We start from the raw sequence: 23,488 nt of genomic DNA on the forward strand, positions 1-23,488 counted from the left end.
CATGAGCCAGAACGTATATCAGTTTATCGATGTGCTGCGTATCGACCCGCGAAAAAAGCCGATTGATACCCGCAAAATAGAGTTCGTGGAAATCTACGAGCCGTTCACCGAAAAAGAAGCGTCGGCACAAGCCGATCGCTGCTTAGATTGCGGTAACCCCTATTGTGAGTGGAAGTGCCCCGTGCATAACTACATTCCACAATGGCTAAAGCTAGCCAATGAGGGACGCATCTTAGAGGCCGTTGAGCTATCGCACCAAACCAATAGTCTGCCTGAGGTCTGTGGCCGCGTGTGTCCTCAAGACCGGCTTTGCGAAGGTGACTGTACGCTCAATGATGACTTTGGCGCTGTGACCATCGGTAATGTCGAAAAGTACATCACCGATAAAGCGTTTGAAATGGGCTGGAAGCCCGACATGTCACATGTTGAGTGGACAGACAAAAAAGTGGCCGTAATCGGTGCCGGCCCAGCAGGGCTTGCGTGTGCCGATGTGTTGGTACGCAATGGCGTCAAACCCGTGGTGTTTGACCGCTATCCGGAAATTGGTGGCTTGCTTACCTTCGGGATCCCGTCATTCAAACTGGAAAAAGAGGTGATGCGCAACCGCCAACGGATTTTCACCGAAATGGGCGTGGAGTTTCGTCTCAGCACCGAAGTCGGTAAAGATGTGGCCATGCAAACCTTGATTGATGAGTTTGATGCGGTCTTCCTCGGTGTCGGGACGTACAAGTACATGCGTGCTGGTCTTGCCAACGAGGACGCACCCGGTGTGTTTGATGCACTGCCATTCTTAGTCTCCAACACCTACAAAGTGATGGAGCTGAAGAACGCGCCACCCTTCATCGATATGGCAGGTAAGCGAGTGGTGGTCCTCGGGGGAGGCGATACGGCGATGGACTGTGTCCGTACCTCCATTCGTCAACAAGCCGCCAGTGTGACTTGTGCCTACCGTCGTGACGAAGCGAATATGCCCGGCTCGCGCCGCGAGGTGAAAAACGCGCGTGAGGAAGGTGTCAACTTTATGTTCAACCTTCAGCCTCTTGGCATTGAAGTCGACGAAAACGGCAACGTGCGCGGGGTTACCGTGGTAAAAACCCAGCTCGGTGAGCCTGATGCTGCAGGTCGCCGCCGCCCAGAGCCGATTGAGGGCAGTGAGCATGTGCTAGAAGCAGACGCCGTGATCATGGCGTTCGGTTTCCAACCTCATGCCATGGAGTGGCTGGAGCCCTATGATGTGGCCCTTGACGAGCGTGGTCGCATCAAAGCGCCAGCCAAAGGGGACATCTTATATCAAACCACCAACCCGAAAATTTTTGCCGGTGGTGATGCAGTGCGCGGGTCAGATTTAGTGGTCACCGCCATTGATGAAGGGCGGAAAGCGGCCGAAGGGATCATGGACTACCTCGAAGTCTGATCCTCTCCCACCCGGACTGAATAGAAGTGCCTCAAAGGAGGCACTTTTTTATTGCCTCATGTACACTAACCCCATTCTATGTGCTAACAGGATCATCAAGATGAAAATCGGCATTATTGGCGCTATGGAGCAGGAAATTACCCTGCTGCGTGATAAGCTCGCGAACCTTACCACTCATCACGAAGGAGGTTGCACCTTCTACTCTGGCACACTACAGGGTCGTGATGTGGTATTGCTCCAATCAGGCATTGGTAAAGTATCGGCAGCAGTCGGCACCACCTTGTTACTGTCACAGTTTAAGCCAGATTGCGTGATTAACACCGGATCAGCCGGCGCTTTTGAACCCTCATTAAACCTCGGTGACGTCGTTATTTCCTCGCAAGTGTGTTACCACGACGCGGATGCAACCGCATTTGGCTACCAGATGGGTCAAGTTCCTCAGCAACCGGCTCACTTTGACTCCGACGACGCACTGATGGCACTGGCCGAGAAAGCCATTGATGACGAGACACACGTGGTACGCGGGTTAATCTGCACCGCGGATACCTTTGTGCACACAGATGCACACCGTCAACACATTCGCACCTACTTCCCTAAAGCGGTAGCGGCAGAGATGGAAGCGGCGGCGATTGCACAAGTGTGCGCCCAGTTTAAGATCCCATTTGTGGTCGTGCGCGCCATCTCTGATGTGGTGGCAGAAAAAGAATCACCGATGACGTTTGAAGAGTTTTTGCCGCTGGCTGCGAAAAGCTCGTCCGCCATGGTTGAAAAAATGGTTGCGCTTTTCGACTAACCCTTCGAACGCTTATCATGGATGAACCTTGCCATTATGGATGCACTGCTTAACCCGCAATATTGGCTGACTATGGCCGCCAACCACCCAAGCTTCTGGGCGCTGTGGTTGGCGCTATTAATCCATTGGTTACTCCCCTTATCCGCCAATTATTCTCCGTTTCAGTATTGGCAACAGTACGCGCTCATTTTAGCCGACCAAGTCAACCAACCGACCGATCCGAAACGGCAGAGAAAGCTCGCTGGTGGGCTGGCACTGGCACTCATGTGTGGCACACTGGCGATCTTGCTGATTGCCACCCGAGAGCTGGTCTGGTTTCGCCCTTTATTTGATGCGCTACTGCTGTGGCTTGCCCTCGATTGGCGCAATATTGATACGTTTTCCCAAGCATTTGCCGATGCCATTGAACAACACGATAAAGGGACAGCACGCGCGCTTTTGGCCAACCGCGTCAACCGAGAAACTGAATCTTTATCGATTGTCGGTCTGGGTAAGGCAGGCGCAGAAACGCTATTGCTTGGCACCGCACGTCATGGCGCCTGTGTAATTTTTTATTTTGTGCTGTTTGGTGGTGTCGGCGCCCTGCTGTATGCCAGCTTAGTCCGTCTTGCGCGCGTGTGGTCGCCAAGCCGTCTCACCTTCTACCCATTTGGCTTAGCGGTCGCACGCCTTCTCAACGGACTCGATTACGTTCCTATGCGTCTATTTGCCCTCTTGTTCGCACTGGATCGTTCCCCACTCACGCACCTTAAAGCGTGTTGGCAACAGGGAAAGCGCTGGCGCACGCCGGGGCCGGGCTGGCTATTGGCCTGCGCCAGTAGCCGCTTTCAGCTCTCTCTCGGAGGCCCTGCCATTTATCAAGGCACCAAAACATTGCGCACAAAAATCGGCAGTGGCGTGACACCGGCCTGCTACCACCTTTTGTTATTACGTCAAAAACTCAGAGTGAGCATGCTCATTTGGATCGCCTTTAGCGCGTTATGCTTGCTCATCGTGTAAGGATAAAAAAATGCTCGGTCTCTCTCCTCGCGGCGTCGGACTTTTGGTTGCCGCTTTTCTCTTTACCACGGCCGCTTATGCACACTCTGCCCCACCTCGTGTGATCAGTCTGGCACCTCATGCCACTGAGCTCGCTTATGCTGCAGGTCTCGGTGAACAACTCGTCGCCGCCAGTGCGTACAGTGATTACCCCGATGAGGCAAAAACGCTTGAGCGCGTATCGAACTATCGGGGCATCAAACTGGAGCGTATTGTGGCGCTTAAGCCCGACTTAATCTTGGCGTGGCGAGGCGGTAACCCACCTAAACCGCTGGAAACATTGGCGCAACTAGGTATCGAGATCCGCTACCTTGATGTCGAAAAACTCGACGACATCAGCAGCTTTATTCGCGAACTGGGCCGTTATGGCCGCCACCCCGAGATAGCACAGAAAAATGCAGCCGCTTTCGACCAAAAACTGCGTGCACTGCGCACCCGCTATCAAGACGCAACGTCAGTACCTTACTTTTATTTATTAAGTGGTGCGCCACTAATGACAGCCAGTGATCATGCCTGGCCAAGCCAGCTTTTTAGGCTATGTGGCGGCGCAAACATTTTTGCCGATAGCCCCGCGGCTTATCCGCAAGTGAATATGGAGCAAGTGATCACCCGCAAACCGCACACTGTGTTTTATACCGGTGGTGAACTGCCTGCTAGCTGGCAAAGTATGAAAGACTTACTCCCCAGCCTTGCTCAGCACTATGCGTTTCAATTAAACCCAGACTGGCTAACGCGAGCAACGCCCCGAGCATTGCAGGCTGCAACCCAAATCTGTGAAGCACTTGATACGGTGCGCCGCGCAACCTAGGACCCATGATGACCCAAACCATGATTTTGTATTTATTTGATTTATTTGGCACGGCAGTATTTGCCATCTCAGGTGTACTCATGGCTGGCCGTTTACGGATGGACCCTTTTGGCGTCGTGGTCCTTGCCTGCGCCACCGCGATTGGAGGCGGAACAGTACGCGATATGGCGATGGGAGCAACACCCGTTTTTTGGATCAGTGACACACTATATATTTGGGTGATCCTCGCCACCTGTGTTGCCACCATGCTGCTTATTCGCCACCCCCGCCGACTCCCTTGGTACGTACTCCCCTGCGCCGATGCCGTCGGTTTAGCCGTCTTCGTCGGTATCGGTGTCGATAAAGCGTTAAGCTATGGGACTTCTCCGCTGGTCGCGGTGATCATGGGTGTGATTACCGCGTGTGGGGGCGGCATTATTCGTGATGTGTTGGCCAGAGAAGTGCCTATGGTGCTGAGAACCGAGGTCTATGCCACCGCATGTATTGCTGGCGGGATCGTTCATACACTCGCAGTTGAAGTAGGGCCAGATGCCGTCACCGCCTCAATCGCAGGCATGATCACCACCTTGCTGATCCGATTGGCGGCGATTCGCTGGCATTTATCCTTGCCCCCTTTTGCCCTTGATCGCTAAGGATAAAAGATTGGGGGTTGAAAGATCGCACCTCTACCCTAAGGACTGTTAGACAGCCACCAGCAAGGAGCCACAATGTTACGTATTGCGATCATTTATCATTCGGTCAGTGACCATACACACGCACTCGCCACCACGATTGCAGAAGGGATCCAAGCTGGCGATGCCGATCCCCTCGTCTATCGTATTGAGCCTGATGTGATTAAACATGGCCGTTTTATCGACGAAAAGGTCTTTACTCAGCTTAAAGATGTGGATGCGATTATTTTTGGTGCACCCACCTACATGGGCGGGCCAAGCGCACAATTTAAAGCGTTTGCCGATGCATCCAGCCCAACGTGGGAGCAGCAAGATTGGCGTGGTAAGCTAGCTGCCGGGTTTACGGTAGGAAGCCACACGGGAGGAGACCAATCAGCCACCCTCAGCTACTTCCAAACGTTAGCCAGTCAACACGATATGCTATGGCTTAGCTTAGGTCGTGCCAATATCGGGGTCGAAAACATCAACCCAACCGGCACAACACATGGTGTCACCGCCCATGAAACCGGAGAAGGACTGAGTGAAGCCTGCTTACAAACCGCCTTCTATCTGGGCCAACACATGGTTCGCGCCTTGAAAGGGGTGTGGCACATTTAATCGCGCCTCACACCGAGCATGATGCGCATCAGGATCATGCAGGTATAAAAAAAGCCCTCGCATACATGGCGAGGGCTTGTCGATTCAACGGATAATTAACCTAGCGTCACCCGAGCGAACTTACGTTTACCCACTTGGTAAACGGCTTCGCCTGCCGCAGGCACCAGCTTAGTATCTTCGACTTTTTCGCCGTCAATTTTCACCGCGCCTTGACGTATCATACGCAGCGCATCTGATGTTGAGCTAACCAAGCCGGCATCTTTCAAAAGGTTACCAATCGCAATGCCTTGCTCAAAGCTAAAGCTTGGCATCTCGTCAGGCATCGCCCCTTTTTGGAAACGATTGATAAAGGTCTGCTCGGCCGCATCCGCATCCGCGTCTGAATGGAAACGCGCGATGATCTCTTTCGCTAGCAAGATTTTAATGTCACGTGGGTTTTTGCCCGCTTCGACATCTTTCTTGAACTGAGTCACTTCCTCTAAAGGACGGAATGACAACAGCTCGTAGTAATCCCACATCAAATCGTCAGAGATAGACATGATCTTACCGAACATATCATCCGGACGTTCGCTCACACCGATGTAGTTATGGGCGGACTTGGACATTTTCTTCACGCCATCCAGCCCCACCAACAGCGGCATAGTCATAACAACTTGCGGTTTCTGTCCAGCTTGCTTTTGTAGCTCACGTCCCATCAGCAGGTTAAACTTCTGATCCGTACCGCCCAGTTCTACGTCTGCTTCCAACGCGACAGAGTCATGCCCTTGTAGCAGCGGATAGATAAATTCGTGGATCGCAATGGGTTGGTTGCTGCTGTAACGCTTTTTAAAATCATCACGCTCTAGCATACGGGCCACGGTTGAGCTTGCCGCAAGGCGGATCATGCCATCAGTGCCCAACTCACCAAGCCACGTCGAGTTAAACTCAATGCGGGTTTTGGCCGGATCGAGAATTTTAAACACTTGCTCTTTGTAGGTTTCTGCGTTTTGCAGCACTTGCTCACGCGTCAACGGTGGACGGGTCGTGTTTTTACCACTCGGATCACCGACCATGCCGGTATAGTCTCCGATCAAGAAGATGACTTCATGGCCGAGCTCCTGAAACGCGCGCAGCTTATTTAGGATCACTGTGTGCCCAAGGTGGATATCCGGTGCCGTCGGATCTGCACCCAATTTAATACGCAGAGGACGATCTTCTTTAAGCTTGGCAACCAGCTCGTCTTCAGGGATTACTTCATCAACGCCACGTTTTAGTTCTGCTAGCGCGGCTTCCAGGCTCGCCATAGTCTCTCGCTCCTACAAAATAGGCAAAAATGTGATAAACCGACATACTACTCGAATAGCGACAGTTTTTGAAACCAGTTAGACTTATAGCCAGTGTGCAAGGTGTGCACAGTGGCTGCCGGCAACAGATGTTTGTGGTCTTTGTGTTAACCGTGTCAAATTATTATCAGGGCATCATCCCCAATAAACCGATTGGGAATCTGACTGTCATATTTTGTATTCGCAGTGATTCAACATAGTTTTCATGCCGTTAAAAAAACTCGCAGCTTTACCTAAATTACATAAACTCACGATAGGTGCACTAAGCGCGTTCGTGGTATTACTCATCCTTGTCCCTGATGGCGCAAGCACGCCACGCCCTGAGCCAAACTTCGAACTTGGCAAACATTACCCCTTACCCGTCGATGCCGTCTCTCTGCTGCCGCCTGAAGGTGAAATGCCAGCGCAGTTTAAACGCCATATCAACTGGCAAAGTTATGAAGTCCAGCATGGTGAAAGCATGGCCTTGCTGTTTAATCGCGCCGGTTTGAGTCCAACCACACTCTATCGTCTGGTTAACGCGGATGAAGGTACCAAAAGCTTGGCCTATCTCAAGCCAGGAGATGAAGTGCGTTTGGGCGTTGATGAAAGCGGTGAACTGGTGCAACTCATTCAGCCACGCGGCACCAATGAAACCCTGATCGTGAGCAAGGTCGATGATAAATATCAGTCACGCATCGAGACAAAAAACATTGATACACAACTGAACTTCGCCCGCGCTACCATCAAATCAAATTTCTGGCAGGCCGCTACCGATGCGGGGTTAGATCCGAATCAGATTATGCAGCTTGCCGGGATTTTTGGCTGGGACGTAGACTTTGCACTCGATATTCGAGAGGGCGATAGCTTCTCTGTGCTTTATGAAGAAGAGTTTGTTGAAGGTGAACATATTGGGAGTGGTAACATCTTGGCTGCCACCTTTACCAACCGAGGGGATACGTTCACCGCAGTACGTGCCAAGAATGGCAAATATTATACCCCCACGGGCAAAGCGATGAAAAAAGCCTTCTTACGCTCTCCTGTGAACTTCCGTTATGTCAGTTCGAACTTTAATCCGCGTCGCTTACACCCAGTGACAGGACGCGTAAAGCCCCACCGAGGGACAGATTATGTCGCTCCGGTTGGCACCCCTATCAAAGCCGCGGGGGATGGCGTGGTCATGAAAGCCTCATACAACCGCTTTAATGGTAATTATGTGTTTATTCGCCACAGCTCAACCTACATCACCAAGTATTTGCATTTGACCAAACGCAAAGTGAAAACGGGTCAGCGAGTCAAACAAGGGGATATCATTGGTACCTTGGGAGCTACAGGCCGGGTAACAGGGGCGCACCTGCACTATGAGTTTTTGGTGAATGGTGTCCATAAAAACCCGCGCACGGTGCAATTACCCGAAGCTAAATCACTGCAAGGGCAAGAAAAACAAGCCTTTGTACGCCTCGCTGAGTCACGCATGGCGCAGCTAAGTAAGTTTAATCAACTGCTTGCCTCAGTCGGACCGCTCAGCTATCACGCCAATAACGGCGGATAACCGAGCTGCACACACACAAACGGCGCCTGTCGGCGCCGTTTGTGTTTGATAGCCAAAACTATCCGCTATAGACGTCTCGTGAACCCATTATACGCTAAAGGATGCGCCACACCCACACGTCGTGGTCGCATTCGGGTTATTAACAAAGAAACGTGAGCCTTCGAGCCCTTCGGTATAGTCCACCACACCGCCCATTAGGTATTGCAAGCTCATGGGGTCAACCACTAACTTCACGCCGCTTTTTTCGATTTCCATATCGCCTTCATTCACGTTTTCGTCGAAGGTAAAGCCATATTGAAAGCCGCTGCAGCCACCACCTGTAATGTAAACACGCAGTTTCAGATTTGGGTTTTCTTCTTCCTGAATCAGCGTTTTAACCTTAGTCGCCGCTGCTTCTGAGAACTCTAACGGCAAAGGTGCATCGCTCATTGTTACCTCACATGCTCATCGTGCTTAGCGTTGAATTATCTAATACCTGAGTAAAGTGTTCAAGTATTACCCGATTGATCGAGGGTGTGATCAGTACGTATAAATTGCCACTCAGGGGTCAATCAAATCATACTCCATCTCGCCAGTGATCCGTATCTTTGGTTAAAATGCCCCAACGCAATTTAGGCTTACGCCTTACATAACAGGATATGTCATGACCAAATCAGCACAACTTTTCCAACAAGCAAGACGCACCATTCCAGGTGGCGTGAATTCTCCCGTACGTGCTTTTGCCGGCGTCGGCGGCGACCCTGTCTTTATGGAGCGCGCCGATGGCGCTTATATTTTCGATGCCGACGGTAAAGCCTACATTGATTTCGTCGGCTCATGGGGCCCGATGATCTTGGGTCATAACCATGCTGCTATTCGTGAGGCTGTGATTGATGCCGCTCATCGTGGCCTAAGTTTTGGCGCCCCGACAGAAAGTGAAATCACATTATCAGAATTAGTGGCAGAGCTGGTGCCGTCGATGGAAATGGTCCGCATGGTCAACTCAGGCACAGAGGCGACCATGAGTGCGATTCGTTTGGCGCGCGGCTTTACCAAGCGGGATAAGTTCATCAAGTTTGAAGGAAACTATCACGGTCATGGCGACTGCCTGTTGGTTAAAGCGGGCTCTGGCGCTCTCACCTTGGGTGAGCCTAACTCACCGGGGGTGCCTGCTGACTTTGCGAAACACACGCTGACATGTACCTATAACGACCTCGACTCTGTCCGTCAGACCTTTGAAACCTATCCAGACGATATCGCCTGTATCATCGTTGAGCCTGTATCAGGGAACATGAACTGCGTCCCGCCACAGCCAGGCTTTTTGGAAGGACTACGCGCCCTTTGCGACGAGTTCGGCGCTCTGCTGATCTTTGATGAAGTGATGACCGGCTTTCGCGTGGCACTCGGCGGCGCTCAAGCTTACTATGGGGTGAAACCCGATCTCACCACACTGGGTAAAATCATCGGGGGTGGTATGCCTGTGGGAGCGTTTGGTGGTCGTCGCGATGTAATGGAGTATATCGCGCCGACTGGCCCAGTCTATCAAGCCGGTACCCTCGCGGGTAACCCTGTGGCTATGGCAGCGGGCCTCGCCTGTCTCAGCGCATTGCGTCAGCCAGGCAACCATGATTATCTGGACAGTATCACCAAGCAACTGGCCGATGGTTTTAAAGCCCTTGCGGACAAACACGACATTGCACTGACCACCAACCAAGCCGGTGCAATGTTCGGTTTCTTCTTCACCGATAACGACACGGTCACATGTTTCAAAGACGTACAGCAATGTGATACAGAACGCTTTAAGCGCTTCTTCCACTTAATGCTAGAGCAAGGTGTCTATCTTGCACCGTCCGCTTATGAAGCCTGCTTCACGTGCTTAGCGCACGGGCAAAAAGAGATCGACGCCACCTTGTCGGCGGCCGACCATGCCTTTGCTACCCTAGCCGCTGAGGCATAAGCACGCGCAACCTTGGATGACATCTGTGCTTGAGTCACAAGCAAAAAGCCCCGCGAGATCTCGCGGGGCTTTTTTTCACTTGCGCTGATGGTGTTAGGCCTCATCACCGCCAAAAACTAGAATATCGAGCGCCCAATTCGTGCTGATAGGAGCTCAAGGGCAGCCGTTCCTGCCAACGAGTTGCCGGAAGGGTCAAGCTCAGGCGACCATACTGCAATCGACATTTCACCGGGAACGACCGCAATAATGCCGCCGCCCACGCCGGATTTGCCCGGCATCCCAACACGGTAGGCGAATTCACCCGCACCATCATACAAGCCACACGTAGCCAGTAGCGCATTCAATTGTTTGCTCTGGGTTTTGGTGAGGATCGCGCGCGCGCGCCCCAACGGCTTACCCTGATTGGCAAGATAGAAAAACGCTTTCGCCAAGTCCACACAACTCATTTTCAGCGCACAATAATGAAAATAATTGGTCAGTACCGGCACGACCTCGTTTTCAAAATTACCAAATGCTCGCATCAAATAGGCGATTGCGGCATTGCGGTCACTGTGCTGCATTTCCGAGTCCGCGACCACTTTGTCATAGCAAATATGAGGGTTTGCCGCCAGCGCGCGAACAAACTCCAACATCCGCTGGCGCGGTGCCGATTGACGCGTATGCAGCATGTCACTGACCACCAGTGCCCCTGCATTGATAAATGGATTACGCGGGATACCTTGTTCCATCTCAAGCTGAATAAGCGAGTTAAAGGCTTGTCCAGAGGGCTCTTTGCCAACACGTGCCCAAATCTCATCCGCTTTGTAGTTTTGCATCGCAAGGGTTAGGCTCAACACCTTGGAGATCGATTGAATCGAAAAGGCTTCATCTGCATCCCCGGCGCGAATGATCTCACCGTCGTTGTAACATACCGCGATGCCTAACTTATGATTCGGCACGTCGGCCAGTGCGGGAATATAGTCGGCAACTTTGCCTTTGCCGATCAGCGGACGCACATCATCCAGGATGTCAGATAATAATTGAGAACTGGGTTTCACTTGCTTGCTCCCTTTACAGCTTGGGACAAAAAAGCCAACCCAAGGTTGGCTTTCAGTGCACATCGAAAAGTGGCGCCCACAAGGCGTCAGTCAATCACGCCGTGCGTGTGTATTTAATATCCCACACACCATGACCGAGTCGATGACCGCGTTGCTCAAATTTGGTAAGCGGACGATCATCAGGGCGCGGAACATAATACCCCTCTTGGGCGATGTTTTGATAGTGTGGCGCAGCGTCCATTACTTCAATCATATGCTCGGCGTAGTTTTCCCAGTCCGTTGCCATATGGAATACACCACCGACTTTAAGCTTATCTCGGACCATTTCAGCAAACGGGAGCTGAACAATGCGGCGTTTGTGGTGGCGCTTTTTATGCCACGGGTCGGGGAAGAAGAGTTGCACCGTATCCAAGCTTTCTTTCGGCAGCATTTGTTCAAACACTTCCACCGCATCATGGCACATCACACGCAGGTTAGTCACACCGGCCTCACGCGCTGCCATCAGGCATGCACCCACACCCGGGGTGTGTACTTCAATGCCAATAAAGTTTTTCTCTGGCGCGTTTTTCGCCATTTCAACCAAGGAAGCCCCCATACCAAAGCCAATCTCTAACACCACAGGATTGCCATTGCCAAACACCTGCTGCCAATCCAATTCAGTGGCCTCAAAATCAATGCCCATGGTTGGCCAGCATTCATTCAGCGCTTGTTCTTGGCCTTTGGTTAACCGGCCTTCGCGACGCACAAAGCTGCGAATTTTGCGAATGACTTTTCCATCCTCGGTCAGTTCGGTTTTAGTGACTTCAGTCATGATTGTATGCCTGTGATGCAGTGATTGGGACTCAATGGTTCGCGCAAGACCCAAGATTGTTGGAAATCTAAACGGACTGCGCATTATGCAAAGTTTTCACGCCAGCGCAAGTTGGGATCAAGTGATCCTATTGGTGATCCCTGTCGTTAGTGTACCCTGTGCCCTGCATCCGTGCACGTGTGAGCAAAACAATAAGAGAGATCGCAGTGAGTCAATCCTTTTCAGACGCCATCTTGGCATGGTACGACCAATATGGACGTAAAACCTTGCCGTGGCAGCAAAACAAGACGCCTTATAAAGTCTGGCTAAGTGAAATCATGCTTCAGCAGACACAAGTCAGTACGGTTATTCCTTATTTTGAGCGCTTTATGGCGCGCTTCCCAACTGTGACGGACTTGGCGAACGCGGATCAAGACGAGGTTCTCCATTTGTGGACAGGGCTTGGCTACTACGCGCGGGCACGCAACTTACACAAGGCCGCAAAGGTGATTGCCGAGCAATACGACGGCGTTTTTCCTACCACATTAGAGGCCGTGATGGCCTTACCCGGGGTGGGACGTTCCACCGCAGGTGCGGTACTTTCCCTATCGCTTAAACAGCCACATCCCATACTCGACGGCAATGTAAAACGCACACTCGCGCGTTGCTTTGCCGTCGAAGGATGGCCGGGGAAAAAACCGGTTGAAAACAAGCTCTGGGCGTTGGCAGAAACACTGACACCCACAACAGACACGGATAAGTACAATCAAGCCATGATGGATATGGGCGCTATGATCTGTACCCGCAGCAAGCCGAAGTGCGAGCTTTGCCCCGTCGCGGAGCGGTGTGAAGCGCGTGCGCAAGGACGCCAACTCGATTTTCCCGGAAAAAAACCGAAAAAAACGCTACCGGTCAAACAGACCAGTTTTTTACTGATTCAGTATCAAGACGAAATCTGGCTAGAGCAGCGCCCACCCAGTGGCCTTTGGGGGGGACTATGGTGTTTACCCCAAGCTGAAGAGCAACACGCCGAGCAAGCAATTCAAGAGAAGCTACAAGGCCTCGTCCCGCTACGCACCGAAGTATTAACTGCGTTTCGCCATACCTTTAGCCACTTTCACTTAGATATCGTGCCGATCAGCGTCACGGTATCGCAACGCCCTCAAATCGTCATGGAAGCCAATCAAGGGCTTTGGTATAACTTGTCACAACCCGCAAAAGTTGGATTGGCGGCCCCGGTGAAAAAGCTGTTAACCTTGCTTAATCACGAACGCCAACGCCCCCAAACAGGCGATAATGAGGAACCTAGATTATGAGCCGTACCGTATTTTGCCAACGCCTCCAGAAAGAAGCTGATGGCCTTGATTTTCAACTCTATCCCGGTGAGCTGGGTAAGCGTATTTACGATAACATCTCAAAAGAAGCGTGGGCTGACTGGCAGAAAAAGCAAACCATGCTCATCAATGAGAAAAAGCTCAATATGATGGATCCCGAGCACCGTAAATTGATCGAGGCTGAGATGGTGAAATTCCTTTTCGAAGGCCAAGACGTGCAGATCGATGGTTACGTGCCACCGGAAGATAACCAATAACGCGCGCTGCGCCACAAGCAGATTGCGTTATCACTGCAAATCACCCGCATTGTGTTAGGCTAAATGCGGGTGTTTTTTTATGCTAACGCGATGAAAGATGACGCGATTAATCTGTTTACTGATTTGCTGTCTAAGTTTACTGATCACAGGTTGTAGCCGCGAAAGCGTCGAGCAGTACGTGGGCGTCAGCTATAAAACGACCAACCGATTTGCGAAAAACCTCGCTCCTCTCCCCGGTCAATTTGAAAAAGACATTGACGCGCTCAACCAATTAATCGGTCAGTTTACTGGCAACATTGAAGTGCGCTGGGGTGAGAATCAAGTCTTTGTGTCGGGCAAACGCGACTACGTTAAATACACAGATAACTATAAAAGTCGGGCTCGGATTGATTTTGAACGCGGTGTTATTCAAGTTGAAACCGTCGCCACAGACAATCCAAAATCGCATTTAAAACAGGCAATTATCACCACCCTACTCACACCTCAAGACCCTGCCTCTGTCGATCTTTACTCGGCGGCTGAGGTGCCGCTCGAAGGTCGCCCCTTTTTGGAAGGACAAGTGGTGGACCACGAAGGTAAAGCCATTAGCTGGCAGTGGCGCGCGAATCGCTTTGCCGAATACTTACTCGACCACCGTCTGAAGAAAAAACAAGTCCGTTTTCAGAATATGTATTACGTCACCATCCCTATGGTGAGTGATCACGTCGCGAAGCGAAGTTATCAGTATGCTGATATCGTCCGCCGCGCCGCCAAGCGCTATGATATTTCAGAACAGCTTATCTATGCGATTATCAAAACGGAAAGCAGCTTCAACCCCTATGCGGTAAGTTGGGCGAATGCTTACGGGTTAATGCAAGTTGTCCCCAAAACCGCAGGACGCGATGTGTTTAAATTAGTGAAAAAGCGTCCTGGCCAGCCCACCCCGAAATACCTTTTTGACCCAGAGAAAAATATTGATACTGGCACTGCGTACTTCTACATCCTTAAAAACCGGTATCTTAAAGCCGTACGCGATCCACTCTCTTTGCACTACAGTATGATTTCCGCCTACAACGGTGGAACGGGAAATGTGCTACGAACCTTTGATCGCAATCGCGATCGCGCCATGCGAGACTTAAATAGTCTAAAACCTAATCAGGTGTTTTGGGCGCTTACCCACCGCCACCCTTCTTCGGAGTCTCGGCGCTACCTACAAAAGGTAACGCGTTACCAAAAAGAGTTTGCGAATTTACCCCAATAAGCCCTGATGAAACCCTGAAAATTGTGCACTTTTATGGCATTTCGCTGCCTTTTTATCCAAACAACACGATTAGCGCACTTTTTTCAAAAAAACAGTTGACGGTGAGACGGAAAATCCGTTTAATAGCGCCCCGTTGGCCCGGATAGCTCAGTCGGTAGAGCAGGGGATTGAAAATCCCCGTGTCGGTGGTTCGATTCCGCCTCCGGGCACCATATAATGAAATAATGGTGTGACACACAGTATTTCGCAATTTGTGTGCCGGCTTAGCTCAGTTGGTAGAGCAACTGACTTGTAATCAGTAGGTCGCCAGTTCGACTCCGGCAGCCGGCACCATTGCCTCGATAGCTCAGTTGGTAGAGCAGGGGATTGAAAATCCCCGTGTCGGTGGTTCGATTCCGCCTCGAGGCACCATTATTCCCCCATAGTTCAGTTGGTAGAACGGCGGACTGTTAATCCGTATGTCACTGGTTCGAGTCCAGTTGGGGGAGCCACATTTAAAGAAAGCGTTAACCGAAAGGTTGGCGCTTTTTTTGTTTGGCTATCGCCAAATATGTCACTGGGCTAGGCGCCCCCGACTAGGCGTCCCTCCCCAGTTACAGGCCTATCCGTTACGCTTGGCCATTGTTAAGCTTAAAAACCGCTTCAACGGCTCGACCTTGATCACTGTAGCTAAACTGCTCGCATATCGATTTAATCAACGTAATCCCTCGCCCAGACAAGCTCTCCGCATCATAGTTGGTTTCTCGGATTTGACGTTCATAATCAAAGCCCTTCCCTGAGTGCGCCATCTTCAAAATAAAACGCTGTACCTTGGGCTGAAAAGCTAACTCCAACTCAATGTAATGCTCACCACTTAGCGCATCGAGTTTTTCTTGCCGTGATAGATAGTAATTAAAGAAACCATCCACATCGTTTTTCGATACGGACTCGAGGCCCAAAATACCATAATCGAGCGCATTATTGAGAAGCTCTGATATCACAGTGCAAATTAAATCAAGATCAGTACTTTCTCCCACGATGCCTTTTACTCGCTCCCTTAAATCAGCGATTAAATCGGCTTTTTTCAGTAACTCGGTATCAAAACGAATTTGAGTACACGATGGGACGACAGAATAAGGTTGCAGTGAAACTGTATTGTCCTGCCTTTCAGGGCAAGCAATCGGAAAAGAAAGCTCTAACATGGAAATGTCATCGGTAACGCCAGCATCCCCTGCGAAGGCTGAAAGTGTACGCTTTACTTGCTCAATTAAGCTGCCTTGGCAACCACTTAGCGCACGAATAAGTCCAATTTCAGACAGCGGCTTATCAGACTGATTTCTCGCTTCAATTACGCCATCTGTGGCTAAGAATAGACGCTGCCCTTCTCTAAACTGTAACCGCGTGATAGTCGCATCAAAGCTCGCCCTGTCTTGCGCCCCTAGTGCCATGTGTCGGCCGTGATGGGTTTCTAACACTTGCCCATATTGATCAAGACTGTAAGCATCCGGCATCCCACCACTCCACATATTTACAGTTAATCCATCTGGCATCACTTCCAAAACCGCACCAGCGAGCATAGTGCCAACGGGCATAAAGTTGCGTAAGTGAGTATTAACTTCACTGGCAATATCGCCCACCGGTAAGCCTCGTTGAGCGGTTGTGATAAAGGTTTTCACTGCGGGAATAGTACTTATTGCCGCAGGAAGTCCATGCCCTGTGGCATCTGCAATCAGGATATATAGCCCACCCAAAGGCCTGGGTAATATCATGGTGACATCGCCATTAAACAAACTGTATGAGCCTGAGTAACTATCAATCCCTGATACACCCGATAAGCTAAATGACATTAAACGTTCAAAAATTTGGCTTGCCATCTCGTGCTCATAGACGGTAGCCTCTTGAAATTGTTTCAACTGGTCGCGTTGGAAAGTGACTTCGCGGAACAGACAGGTATGACGAAAGTGGGTCCGGACTTTAACGATAAGCGTCGCAACATTCACCGGCTTACTCAAAAAGTCATCACCGTATTGCATGCAGCTTGCATAAATATCTTGGTCATCAACACCCGTTAAAAATATGATAGGTAGCAACTTTTGCCGGAAACGCCTACGTATTTCCTGCGCCATTTGATACCCATCAAGCGTCGGCATATTGACATCAGAGATGATCAAGTCTGGAAACATTTCCGGCGAGATAGATCCCAACAGTTGAAGCGCCTCGCTACCATTCATCGCCATGCTGATATTATCAGCTTCGTCCTTTAAGGCTGCTGCAATATAGTGCACCAACGCCGGCTCATCATCGACCACCAACACGTTCATAGGCGACTCACTCTATTTTGAATTTTTTCTCAAATTTGGCGATAAACAACACACGCTTAATCGCATCCGGACAGTTGATTAGCCGAATTGAACCATCAGATTTGTTTAAATAGTCCTGCATGTTCAAAAGAATGCCGAGCCCCGCACTGTCCATATAGGTCGCTTCTCGGAGGTCGACAATCACCTCCTGATCAGTCAGATCGGCATAAGCATCTCGGATCTCTTGCACCATCGTAAAGTTGAACTCGCCTTTCACATGCAAGATCACCTGTTTCCCATCCTTTTGTTCGTCCCGTCGAATTCTCATTGGCACCTCTAAAATAATTCAATTTCACCTTCATCAAGGGATTGTTGTTTTGCAGGGGCACGTTTGGCAGAGCCTGCTTTTTCTTCAATGGCATTGACCTTTTCATTTAGCGCATGCCAATCGATATCCTTTTCCGACATGGTTTCAATAATCAGTGCGTTCAATTCTTCCAAAATATGCAGATTGTCGAGTATGTGCCCACCTTGTTGCGTGATAATGTCTGCAAATTGTAGGTTCTTAATACACGAGCCAATTTCTTGCTGGACCTGCTCCCCGAGCATGGAGACCCGTTCTATTTCCTGGCCGACCTGATCGTTGACCGATTTCACCCCTTCGAGTAACGAGTCAATGTATTCTTTCGACCGAATTGACTCGGTCATATCTAAAGAAGCAATTTCCCCTACGGTATCCTTGGTTTTATCGACACTTTCTTGGGCGAGATCGATATGCTTATGGATTTCAGTATTGAGATCCGTTGCTTTAATCGCGAGCGAACGAACCTCTTGGGCAACGACCGCAAAACTGCGTCCATTTTCGCCAGCGCGCGCCGCTTCAATGGCCGCGTTCAATGCGAGCAAGTTGGTTTGATCGGACATGGCTTGCACATCATCCAACAGCTCAAATACCTCATTGAGTTTGCTCGACATTTCTTCAATGGTATAAATGGACGACACGCTTTTATCACTGACCTTGACCATAATGTCGATGTAAGCATCAATCGCACGTTCAGTTTCGGGTAACACTTTGGTCAGGCTATACTCACTTTCTTCGTTATGCAGCAGTTCATTTGCCATACTGGTCGCAGTCGCAACCTGCTCCTGACAGGCACTTTGCATACTAAAAAAACTTCCATTTAGGCTTTCAACCGATTCATCAATCACCTCACGTTGACGCGCTAACTGCTCACGGATTGGTACCAACTCAATCGATAAAATATGATGAATACGGCGTAGCAGTTGTTCAGGGGCATCCTTTTCCACCATGTCGGCCCCTTCTTCCATACCAACCGAAGCGCGCTTTTTCGATAAATGAAGAAGCTGTCCACCCATTAATACCAAGACCAGCACAGCAAACACACCGACTTGCCACGTCATCGACCATAACGCAAAACCAATCGTAAGAAGTAACGTCAATATCGGTGGCCATATTAGGGACTTAGAATCACTTGCCATAGACTGTCTCCACTAAGAAATTTGCCACATTAGAGAGCGGAAGGACTTGTGATGCGCCCCCGAGTTCAATTGCGACACGTGGCATCCCCCACACCACAGAGCTGGCTTGATCCTGCGCCGCGGTTAATGCACCGGCTTGATGCATTTTTAGAAGACCGGATGCTCCGTCTCTCCCCATGCCAGTTAAAATGACCCCCACCGATTTAGCACCGACGGCTTCTGCAACAGAGGAAAACATCACATCAACAGACGGGCGGTGACGCTCAACCGGCGCTTCATCCGTCGGTTGGCAATATAAATGACCTTGTCGATTGACCACCGTAAGATGGCGATCGCCTGGCGCTACATAAACATGCCCTTGAATAAGCGGCATGCGATCAGCCGTTACTTCTTCGACGGATAAACGGCAAGCTCGGTCTAACCGCTGAGCGAAAGGCCCACAAAAAGCCGCCTTGATGTGCTGGGTAACCACGATGGGCGGCATGTGTTCGGGCAGTCGTTCAAGCACCCCTCTTAGCGCCTCCGTACCGCCAGTGGAAGCACCCAGCGCAATAACTTCATATCCTTTGCGATTATAATGATGGCGATTGACCTGCACGGGTGCTGCTTGTTTACCCCACAGAGGTTGACCAATGTTGGCTTGGGCCGCCGCTTTCACTTTACTCACCAGCTCATCCCGCTCTTGGGTCATGGCGGTGGCAATGTTGGCAGACGGTTTAGGCACATAGTCGACCGCACCAATCTCCAGCGCCGTTAAAGTGACCTCAGCCCCATGCTGGGTCAAGGTCGACACCATCACCACAGGCATTGGCCGTAAGCGCATCAAGTTTTTAAGAAATTGAATACCGTTCATCTTCGGCATTTCAATGTCTAACGTAATCACATCCGGATTTAGCTTCTTAATTTTTTCCCGTGCTTCATAAGGATCTTCCGCCGCCCCTATGACCTCAAGGGCAGGATCACTCTCAAGACACTCCCGAATCAATGTTCGATAGAGCGGTGAGTCATCAACGATCAGTACTTTATAGCGATACTTACTCATCAAAACAGCTCCACATCTTGATTATCAGCGCTGTCATCTCGAGATTCTTGCAGCAAGCGTTGATTGTATTGGGCCTCTTCTGCCACCAGCTCTTTTTGACTGAGAGACTGAATTTTCTTCACCCAAGCTTTTCCAGTTCTGGGATCAAACAACACGCGGCGAGGAAAAGACTGGCCAAGGTCTTCCGAGACTAAGGTCAGATCTTCATTGGCAACATAGCGACGAACAAACTCAATGTTTTTGCGCCCTATAGCGATGTTCTGCCCCATGATATTGCCCCCACCAAAGAGCTTGACGCGTAAACGGTTTTTTATCGCCCCTTGTTGCAACAAGGTATTGATGAGGATCTCCATGGCATAGTTGCCGTACCGGGCCGCATGAGACATGTATTGCTCTGCACTCCATTCTTTCGCCGCTTGGTCATCTTTAAGTGGCAACATAAAGTGATTCATGCCGCCAATATTGGCGAGAGGATCCCAGATACATGCAGCAATACACGACCCTAATCCTGTCGCGATAAGCTCGTCGTCCGAGCTGACGTAAATCTCTCCCGGCTTCAATTTCACCATGTGCCTGTCATGCTCTGGACTAAAAAAACGCTTTACGGTTTTTTCTTGGGCATGATGGTGCAGTTCTAGTGCTTGGTGCATATCACTCCCGTTTGCGATACATGGTATGGCCGAGGTTGTCGAATTTATCCGCCATTTTTCCAATGCCTTCAGAGTGGCCGATAAATAAAATGCCGCCCGGCGCTAATTGGCGCCAAAAGCGCTCAATTAACCATTGCTGCGTCTCGCGCTCGAAATAAATCATCACGTTACGACAAAAAATCGCATCCATTGCATGCTTGTGAGGCCAGTCACCTTTTAGATTAAGTTGCTTAAAGCTAATAATGTCGCGTAGCGCTCGTTTGGCTTTAAATAAATCCTGCTTAATCCCTTTTCCTTTTAGAAATCCCGGTTTGAGATACTCCGGTGGGATGGTGTTAACAACATCCAAGCTGTAGGTGCCGTTACTCGCTGTGTTTAGTACTTGGGTGTCGAGATCCGTTGCCAATAAATGAACATCCATTTGACCACCAATCATGCCGTGACCCGCCAATACTGACGCAATGGTGTAAGGCTCTTCACCGGTGGAACACCCTGCCGACCAAATCCTCACCCGCTTTTGCTTACGTTGTTGCCACAGGGGGATCAACTGATGGGCGAGGAAATCAAAGTGATGACGCTCGCGAAAAAATTGCGTTTTATTGGTGGTGAGTGCATTGATAAAAGCCACTCGCTCGTCAGCACTTTTCTCCACCAACGCAAAATAATCATCAAAGGTTGCCACGCCCGTTCGGCGCAAACAGCGCGCCAAACGGCTATACACCATACTTTTCTTTTTGTCCGCCAACGAAATACCGGTTTCATTCAGCATAAATGTCTGCACAAACTTAAATTGCGTTTGGCTGAACGAGTATGCACTCGCAGATGACGAGCTCACCGGCGCACTCACGCTTAAAACTCCTCCCACTCATCACTGACTTCAGACGCCGCGCTTTTTCCCGAATTCACCGCTTTTAGCCGTGCTGCTGGCGCGGCTTCTCCATTGCGATAAGGCGCTGGTTCTTTCTTAGCCGCGACCGATGAACGGGGTGAAGCGGGTTTCGCATTCGATTGTGCAAGTTGCTTATCGACTAACTTTTCGGCATCAATATCGATTTGGAAGAAACCGATTAGATTAATCAATTCAGCACTCTCATCGCGCATTGACTGGCTAGATGCTGCGGCCTCTTCCACCAAAGCTGCGTTTTGCTGCGTCATTTGGTCCATACGCGCCACCGAACGGGTGATCTCGTCGATTCCAGTTGCCTGCTCTTGGCTCGCCGCATTGATCTTGTCGATAAGCTGAGATACTTCCATCACCGAAGAGACAATTTCTTCCAACATCTCCCCAGATTCATCGACCAGTTTCGAGCCTTGAGTGACTTTCTCGACACTGTCTTTGATCAGTTCTTTGATTTCTTTAGCTGCACCAGCACTGCGCTGCGCCAAATTACGGACTTCGCCCGCGACAACGGCAAAACCTCGACCTTGCTCGCCCGCTCGCGCCGCCTCAACGGCCGCATTCAGCGCCAATAGGTTGGTTTGGAAGGCGATTTCATCAATCACGCCAATGATGTCAGCAATTTTCTTGCTCGCATCATTGATTTCGGCCATGGCTTCAACGGTTTCTTTGACCACTTCACCGCCTTTGTGTGCTTTTTCGCTGGTTTTAGACGCTAGGGTGTTCGCAGAGGCGGCACTTTCCGCATTTTGCTTCACCGTAGCCGTCATCTGCTCCATGCTCGCCGCGGTTTCCTGTAAGTTGGCCGCTTGCTCTTCAGTACGTTCACTCAGATCGTTATTACCCTCGGCAATTTCAGCGGATGCAGACGCCACACGTCCTGAAGAATGGGTGATCTTCTCTACCATATTGCGCAAGTTGTTGATTGAAGCATTCACCGCTTGGCTCAGATCTTCAAAGTCCCCTTTGTAATCCTCGGGCATATTGATTTTCAGATCACCTTTCGATACGCCACGCATCACGCGAATACACTCATTCAATGGGTCGACAACACTATCGAGTAATTGGTTAATTCCGTTACCCAATTTGGCCATCGAACCACTGTACTTACTGGTATTCATTCGATCACTAAGGTTACCATCGGCCGCTTTTTCGATAAGGTCTTCTACCTGACGCAGGCTATCCATTTGTTCGGTAATGTCTTCCCATTGCAACCCTGCCCCCATGTATTCACCGTTATCGTCATAAAGGGCAATGCAATTGAGCGCAAATTCGAGCGCTGCGACCTTAATTTCAGCTTTCAATGGCATCCGGTCTGGGTTGGCAATCACAGACTGTTGGTGCGACGGGTTTTTATGGAATTGATCAATGCTAGTACCGACTAGCTTGTCTACAGAGAAGCCAGGGAAGACCTCGCGCATCTCATCCTCGCGGCTCTTAAGCAGCTCAGTAACTGCAGGATTGAGGTAGCGAATAATGCCGTCTTTATCCGCCAGCATCACATTAGTTGTCATGCCCTCTACCACAGCCGCCAGTAGCGAACGCTCAGCTTCTTTCTTGCGACGTTCTGTCACATCACGCCACTCTATGGTAGTGCCGATATGGCTACCATGTCGGTCGTAACTTGCCGTCGCATGAAACTCAAAACGGGCTGATTTAAAGCGAATATCACGGTTTATGGGTAAGTTATTCGGCGACAGGAATATGTCACATTGAAGCTGTGGAAACAGATAATCGATTTGCTTACCGATAATATCGTCACGATTCGCGACAAACGCATTGTTTTTACTGCGAAATGTCTGCTCATGCTGCTTACATAAGCGGACGGTTTGCTCATTCACATGCGTGATCTCGCCGTGCGTTCCTAAAATAACAAACGCACTGTGGGTATTATCCAATGCGCCTTTTAGCAAGCTATGCTCTTCGCTCTGGTGAGCGCGTGCGGTTATATCACTAAGCTCAACACTAAAGCCTTGCCCATCCGTCACTTTGCTGGCAGACACGCGCAGCTTCCCAGCGCCAATTTCAATGTTTTGTACCGAGGGCTTGTCGTCTAATAGCTGCTGCCATTGCTGATAATCGACCAAGTCTGACGGCAATACTGCACTCATTGGTTTGCCAAAAAGCATGTCACTTTGGGCAGTGAATTCGGTATTACCACGCTCTCGAATCGCCGCTTGATAACATTGCAACAACTGCAATGCCCGTCGGTTAATCAGTGTGATTTGCAGTTGATTGTCGAGCATAATGAGTGCAGCAGGCGCGACATTGAGTGCCGCAAGAAGCTGCACATTCTGCTTTGTTTGTTGGGTTTGTTGCTCTTGCTGTACTTCCCTTTTAAACCACGCCAT

The 23,488-nt window shown here is 50.2% G+C and carries 22 protein-coding genes and 4 tRNA genes; 15 read left to right on the plus strand and 11 right to left on the minus strand.

Features of this window, described 5'->3' with window-relative positions:
- Window position 1 precedes the first annotated feature (1 nt).
- From BZJ18_RS03120 to BZJ18_RS03145, 6 genes are all read left to right on the plus strand, one after another.
- Entirely contained in the window at window positions 2-1,414 is a 1,413-nt protein-coding gene (locus BZJ18_RS03120; protein WP_077455300.1) for an FAD-dependent oxidoreductase, read from the plus strand.
- Window positions 1,415-1,514: 100 nt separating this feature from the next.
- Complete coding sequence (gene mtnN, locus BZJ18_RS03125; RefSeq protein ID WP_077455301.1) at window positions 1,515-2,207, plus strand: 5'-methylthioadenosine/S-adenosylhomocysteine nucleosidase; 693 nt, start codon at window positions 1,515-1,517, stop codon at window positions 2,205-2,207.
- 21 nt (window positions 2,208-2,228) lie between these two features.
- Window positions 2,229-3,206, plus strand: coding sequence for a cobalamin biosynthesis protein (locus BZJ18_RS03130; RefSeq protein ID WP_077455302.1), 978 nt, complete (start codon window positions 2,229-2,231; stop codon window positions 3,204-3,206).
- Between the two features lie 10 nt (window positions 3,207-3,216).
- The gene (gene btuF, locus BZJ18_RS03135; RefSeq protein WP_077455303.1) at window positions 3,217-4,053 is read left to right on the plus strand and encodes a vitamin B12 ABC transporter substrate-binding protein BtuF; all 837 of its coding nucleotides are present in this window, start codon (window positions 3,217-3,219) and stop codon (window positions 4,051-4,053) included.
- A gap of 20 nt (window positions 4,054-4,073) precedes the next feature.
- Window positions 4,074-4,685: a TRIC cation channel family protein gene (locus BZJ18_RS03140; RefSeq protein WP_069588476.1), complete on the plus strand. Its 612-nt coding sequence runs from the start codon at window positions 4,074-4,076 to the stop codon at window positions 4,683-4,685.
- A gap of 75 nt (window positions 4,686-4,760) precedes the next feature.
- Window positions 4,761-5,321, plus strand: a complete 561-nt coding sequence (locus tag BZJ18_RS03145) for a flavodoxin family protein (RefSeq protein WP_077455304.1) — start codon at window positions 4,761-4,763, stop codon at window positions 5,319-5,321.
- A gap of 95 nt (window positions 5,322-5,416) precedes the next feature.
- Here the strand turns inward: BZJ18_RS03145 and tyrS are convergent, their stop codons facing one another.
- On the minus strand, window positions 5,417-6,604 hold the full coding sequence (gene tyrS / locus BZJ18_RS03150) for a tyrosine--tRNA ligase (protein WP_077455305.1): 1,188 nt from the start codon (window positions 6,602-6,604) through the stop codon (window positions 5,417-5,419).
- A 244-nt stretch (window positions 6,605-6,848) separates the two neighbouring features.
- Here tyrS and BZJ18_RS03155 point away from each other — a divergent pair, with 244 nt between their 5' ends.
- Window positions 6,849-8,174, plus strand: a complete 1,326-nt coding sequence (locus tag BZJ18_RS03155) for a peptidoglycan DD-metalloendopeptidase family protein (RefSeq protein WP_077455306.1) — start codon at window positions 6,849-6,851, stop codon at window positions 8,172-8,174.
- Between the two features lie 87 nt (window positions 8,175-8,261).
- Here BZJ18_RS03155 and erpA read toward each other — a convergent pair whose 3' ends face one another.
- On the minus strand, window positions 8,262-8,603 hold the full coding sequence (gene erpA / locus BZJ18_RS03160; RefSeq protein WP_069588460.1) for an iron-sulfur cluster insertion protein ErpA: 342 nt from the start codon (window positions 8,601-8,603) through the stop codon (window positions 8,262-8,264).
- Window positions 8,604-8,817: 214 nt separating this feature from the next.
- Between erpA and hemL the strand changes: the two genes are divergently transcribed.
- The gene (gene hemL, locus BZJ18_RS03165; protein ID WP_077455307.1) at window positions 8,818-10,110 is read left to right on the plus strand and encodes a glutamate-1-semialdehyde 2,1-aminomutase; all 1,293 of its coding nucleotides are present in this window, start codon (window positions 8,818-8,820) and stop codon (window positions 10,108-10,110) included.
- A 116-nt stretch (window positions 10,111-10,226) separates the two neighbouring features.
- Here the strand turns inward: hemL and glsB are convergent, their stop codons facing one another.
- Together glsB and trmB are read right to left on the minus strand one after the other, a co-directional pair.
- Window positions 10,227-11,147, minus strand: a complete 921-nt coding sequence (glsB, locus tag BZJ18_RS03170; RefSeq protein WP_069588473.1) for a glutaminase B — start codon at window positions 11,145-11,147, stop codon at window positions 10,227-10,229.
- 94 nt (window positions 11,148-11,241) lie between these two features.
- Window positions 11,242-11,958, minus strand: a complete 717-nt coding sequence (trmB, locus tag BZJ18_RS03175; RefSeq protein WP_077455308.1) for a tRNA (guanosine(46)-N7)-methyltransferase TrmB — start codon at window positions 11,956-11,958, stop codon at window positions 11,242-11,244.
- Between the two features lie 206 nt (window positions 11,959-12,164).
- On the opposite strand from trmB, the gene mutY reads away from it, so the two are divergent.
- From mutY to BZJ18_RS03210, 7 genes are all read left to right on the plus strand, one after another.
- On the plus strand, window positions 12,165-13,253 hold the full coding sequence (gene mutY, locus BZJ18_RS03180) for an A/G-specific adenine glycosylase (RefSeq protein WP_077455309.1): 1,089 nt from the start codon (window positions 12,165-12,167) through the stop codon (window positions 13,251-13,253).
- Window positions 13,250-13,528 carry an oxidative damage protection protein gene (locus BZJ18_RS03185; RefSeq protein ID WP_069588452.1) on the plus strand — a complete coding sequence of 93 codons (279 nt, stop codon included), beginning with the start codon at window positions 13,250-13,252 and terminating at the stop codon, window positions 13,526-13,528. The genes mutY and BZJ18_RS03185 overlap by 4 nt, the downstream gene beginning before the upstream one ends.
- Window positions 13,529-13,625: 97 nt before the next feature.
- Window positions 13,626-14,768 carry a membrane-bound lytic murein transglycosylase MltC gene (gene mltC, locus BZJ18_RS03190; RefSeq protein WP_077455310.1) on the plus strand — a complete coding sequence of 381 codons (1,143 nt, stop codon included), beginning with the start codon at window positions 13,626-13,628 and terminating at the stop codon, window positions 14,766-14,768.
- A 136-nt stretch (window positions 14,769-14,904) separates the two neighbouring features.
- A tRNA-Phe gene (locus tag BZJ18_RS03195) sits at window positions 14,905-14,980 on the plus strand.
- A 45-nt stretch (window positions 14,981-15,025) separates the two neighbouring features.
- Window positions 15,026-15,101: transfer RNA gene (locus BZJ18_RS03200), tRNA-Thr, on the plus strand.
- A 2-nt stretch (window positions 15,102-15,103) separates the two neighbouring features.
- Window positions 15,104-15,179, plus strand: a tRNA-Phe gene (locus BZJ18_RS03205).
- A 4-nt stretch (window positions 15,180-15,183) separates the two neighbouring features.
- Window positions 15,184-15,259 (plus strand) — tRNA-Asn (locus BZJ18_RS03210).
- Between the two features lie 117 nt (window positions 15,260-15,376).
- Here BZJ18_RS03210 and BZJ18_RS03215 read toward each other — a convergent pair.
- The 7 genes from BZJ18_RS03215 to BZJ18_RS17680 are packed head-to-tail and all read right to left on the minus strand — an operon-like array spanning window position 15,377 to window position 23,488.
- Complete coding sequence (locus tag BZJ18_RS03215) at window positions 15,377-17,068, minus strand: ATP-binding SpoIIE family protein phosphatase (RefSeq protein ID WP_077455311.1); 1,692 nt, start codon at window positions 17,066-17,068, stop codon at window positions 15,377-15,379.
- A 7-nt stretch (window positions 17,069-17,075) separates the two neighbouring features.
- Entirely contained in the window at window positions 17,076-17,375 is a 300-nt protein-coding gene (locus BZJ18_RS03220; protein ID WP_077455312.1) for an STAS domain-containing protein, read from the minus strand.
- An 8-nt stretch (window positions 17,376-17,383) separates the two neighbouring features.
- Window positions 17,384-18,547, minus strand: coding sequence for a methyl-accepting chemotaxis protein (locus BZJ18_RS03225; RefSeq protein WP_077455313.1), 1,164 nt, complete (start codon window positions 18,545-18,547; stop codon window positions 17,384-17,386).
- Window positions 18,537-19,589 carry a protein-glutamate methylesterase/protein-glutamine glutaminase gene (locus BZJ18_RS03230; RefSeq protein ID WP_077455314.1) on the minus strand — a complete coding sequence of 351 codons (1,053 nt, stop codon included), beginning with the start codon at window positions 19,587-19,589 and terminating at the stop codon, window positions 18,537-18,539. Before BZJ18_RS03230 ends, BZJ18_RS03225 begins: the two co-directional genes overlap by 11 nt.
- Complete coding sequence (locus BZJ18_RS03235; protein ID WP_077455315.1) at window positions 19,589-20,239, minus strand: chemotaxis protein CheD; 651 nt, start codon at window positions 20,237-20,239, stop codon at window positions 19,589-19,591. Before BZJ18_RS03235 ends, BZJ18_RS03230 begins: the two co-directional genes overlap by 1 nt.
- Before the next feature lies 1 nt (window position 20,240).
- Complete coding sequence (locus tag BZJ18_RS03240) at window positions 20,241-21,086, minus strand: CheR family methyltransferase (protein ID WP_241824905.1); 846 nt, start codon at window positions 21,084-21,086, stop codon at window positions 20,241-20,243.
- Window positions 21,087-21,088: 2 nt separating this feature from the next.
- Window positions 21,089-23,488: a methyl-accepting chemotaxis protein gene (locus tag BZJ18_RS17680; protein ID WP_077455316.1), complete on the minus strand. Its 2,400-nt coding sequence runs from the start codon at window positions 23,486-23,488 to the stop codon at window positions 21,089-21,091.

The organism is Salinivibrio sp. IB872 (assembly GCF_001995345.1).
Lineage (GTDB): Bacteria > Pseudomonadota > Gammaproteobacteria > Enterobacterales > Vibrionaceae > Salinivibrio > Salinivibrio proteolyticus.

What these genes read in the sequence shown, in the direction of transcription:
- erpA (WP_069588460.1), bottom strand. Translation starts at nt 8,603, where the DNA reads ATGAGCGATGCACCTTTGCCGTTAGAGTTCTCAGAAGCAGCGGCGACT.
- trmB (WP_077455308.1), bottom strand. Translation starts at nt 11,958, where the DNA reads ATGACTGAAGTCACTAAAACCGAACTGACCGAGGATGGAAAAGTCATT.
- BZJ18_RS03145 (WP_077455304.1), top strand. Translation starts at nt 4,761, where the DNA reads ATGTTACGTATTGCGATCATTTATCATTCGGTCAGTGACCATACACAC.
- BZJ18_RS17680 (WP_077455316.1), bottom strand. Translation starts at nt 23,488, where the DNA reads ATGGCGTGGTTTAAAAGGGAAGTACAGCAAGAGCAACAAACCCAACAA.
- BZJ18_RS03230 (WP_077455314.1), bottom strand. Translation starts at nt 19,589, where the DNA reads ATGAGTAAGTATCGCTATAAAGTACTGATCGTTGATGACTCACCGCTC.
- BZJ18_RS03220 (WP_077455312.1), bottom strand. Translation starts at nt 17,375, where the DNA reads ATGAGAATTCGACGGGACGAACAAAAGGATGGGAAACAGGTGATCTTG.
- BZJ18_RS03185 (WP_069588452.1), top strand. Translation starts at nt 13,250, where the DNA reads ATGAGCCGTACCGTATTTTGCCAACGCCTCCAGAAAGAAGCTGATGGC.
- BZJ18_RS03215 (WP_077455311.1), bottom strand. Translation starts at nt 17,068, where the DNA reads ATGAACGTGTTGGTGGTCGATGATGAGCCGGCGTTGGTGCACTATATT.
- BZJ18_RS03155 (WP_077455306.1), top strand. Translation starts at nt 6,849, where the DNA reads ATGCCGTTAAAAAAACTCGCAGCTTTACCTAAATTACATAAACTCACG.
- BZJ18_RS03130 (WP_077455302.1), top strand. Translation starts at nt 2,229, where the DNA reads ATGAACCTTGCCATTATGGATGCACTGCTTAACCCGCAATATTGGCTG.
- mltC (WP_077455310.1), top strand. Translation starts at nt 13,626, where the DNA reads ATGACGCGATTAATCTGTTTACTGATTTGCTGTCTAAGTTTACTGATC.
- hemL (WP_077455307.1), top strand. Translation starts at nt 8,818, where the DNA reads ATGACCAAATCAGCACAACTTTTCCAACAAGCAAGACGCACCATTCCA.
- btuF (WP_077455303.1), top strand. Translation starts at nt 3,217, where the DNA reads ATGCTCGGTCTCTCTCCTCGCGGCGTCGGACTTTTGGTTGCCGCTTTT.
- BZJ18_RS03225 (WP_077455313.1), bottom strand. Translation starts at nt 18,547, where the DNA reads ATGGCAAGTGATTCTAAGTCCCTAATATGGCCACCGATATTGACGTTA.
- BZJ18_RS03120 (WP_077455300.1), top strand. Translation starts at nt 2, where the DNA reads ATGAGCCAGAACGTATATCAGTTTATCGATGTGCTGCGTATCGACCCG.
- BZJ18_RS03235 (WP_077455315.1), bottom strand. Translation starts at nt 20,239, where the DNA reads ATGCACCAAGCACTAGAACTGCACCATCATGCCCAAGAAAAAACCGTA.
- mtnN (WP_077455301.1), top strand. Translation starts at nt 1,515, where the DNA reads ATGAAAATCGGCATTATTGGCGCTATGGAGCAGGAAATTACCCTGCTG.
- tyrS (WP_077455305.1), bottom strand. Translation starts at nt 6,604, where the DNA reads ATGGCGAGCCTGGAAGCCGCGCTAGCAGAACTAAAACGTGGCGTTGAT.
- BZJ18_RS03140 (WP_069588476.1), top strand. Translation starts at nt 4,074, where the DNA reads ATGATTTTGTATTTATTTGATTTATTTGGCACGGCAGTATTTGCCATC.